This is a genomic window from Pseudolysinimonas sp., from assembly GCF_031389465.1.
Taxonomy (GTDB): Bacteria; Actinomycetota; Actinomycetes; order Actinomycetales; family Microbacteriaceae; genus Pseudolysinimonas_A.
In genome coordinates, this window is sequence record NZ_JANMSQ010000226.1 from 1 (window position 1) to 1,560 (window position 1,560).

1 protein-coding gene is annotated in these 1,560 nt (G+C 65.7%); it reads left to right on the forward strand.

Features of this window, described 5'->3' with window-relative positions:
* Positions 1-195 precede the first annotated feature (195 nt).
* Entirely contained in the window at positions 196-1,431 is a 1,236-nt protein-coding gene (locus RMO30_RS09050) for an alkaline phosphatase PhoX (RefSeq protein ID WP_309712253.1), read from the forward strand.
* The last annotated feature ends 129 nt before the right edge of the window (positions 1,432-1,560 follow it).

Sequence of the window (1,560 nt, forward strand, 5' to 3'; positions counted from 1 at the left end):
CCCGAGCCCGACGACGTCGATCGTGCCCTCGAAGAGTTGCTCGGCGACGAGTCCGGCGACCGCCCCCGCGAAGACTGACCCGGTCACCGGTCGTTCATCGCCCGGCCGGTGCTCGGCAACCACAGGTCACCCCGACGTCACGTGCGCTCCTTAGCGTTGCCTCGTTCCGCCAACCAACAATTGAGGAGACTCTTCGTGCGTACTCGCATTCTCGTCGGCGCCACCATCTGCGCGACCGCTCTCGGGCTGACGCCGGCCGCGGCCGGCTACGCCGCCAACGGTCCGATGGGATTCGATCCCATCGACGGAACCCCGTATGCAGAAGCGACGGCCGCCTGGACGGAGCCTTTCGTGATTCCCGAGGGCTACACGCAACAGCTTCTCGTGGATGAGACGACGCTCGACATTTACGGCGGCGTCGACGACCTCACCGACATGAACACCGTCAACGAGACCGGCCCGAAGGCGGGCCGCTACCTGTACCGCACGCACGAGGTCGGCACCAACGGTTCGGTTTCGGTCATCGACTTGCAGACGGGCGAGGCGAAGGTCATCGCGCAGGACCTCGGCTGGCGCCGCCTCGACGGGCTTCGCTGGACCCCGTGGGGCACGCTCCTGTTCGCCGAGGAGACCTCTCGTGGCCGGCTGTTCGAAGCGTTCCTCGACCCGAAGGACCCGACCACGGTGATCAAGGTCGAGACCCGCACCGAGGTGGGCATCATGCGCCACGAAGGCATCGAGGCGCTCGCCGATGGCACCGTCTTCGTCATCGATGAGCTCAACGGTGGGTCGATCTACAAGTTCGTTCCCACGACGCGCGGCGACCTCTCGGACGGCCAGCTCTACGCACTCAAGCTCACCGGCCTCGCCGACGCAGCGCAGACGTGGAACTCCGCCACGGTCAACGCCAAGGTCGGCGCCTTCGAGTGGGTCGCACTGAACATGGACCAGGTCGTTGTTGATACGGATGCCGCGGCGAACGCCGTCGCAGCGACCGAGTTCGGTCGCCCCGAAGATGTCGAGGTGATCGGCAGCATCCTCTATGTCGCCAACACGACGGAAGACCGGGTCGTGGCCATCGACCTCAACAGCAACGTTCTGTCGAGCTTCGTGCAGGCGGGCAACAACGTTCCTCTCGAGAATGCCGCGGCAGGTGTCACCGGATTCAACAACCCCGACAACCTCGCACAGGGCCCCGACGGGCGCCTCTGGATCGTCGAGGACAACTACCTCTCGGACATCTGGGTCGCGGGCCGCGACACCGACCACGACGGCGCCGCCGACTCGGTCGAGCAGTTCGCCTCGCTGAAGGACACCGGCGCAGAGATCTCGGGGATCTACTTCGGCAAGGACCCGAAGACGCTGTTCCTCAACGTTCAGCACCCCGACAAGGCGCTGGCCGACGGCACCTGGACGATCACGCAGCGCTAGCTGTAGGGCCCTCGGGGCGGGTGATGGATGCCTTTCGCATCCGTCACCCGCCCCGCACTCATTGTTCCCACTCGGTGTCACCGAAGCCTGTGGATGACGCAGCCATTGATTCGGCGAAGCCCGGCATCC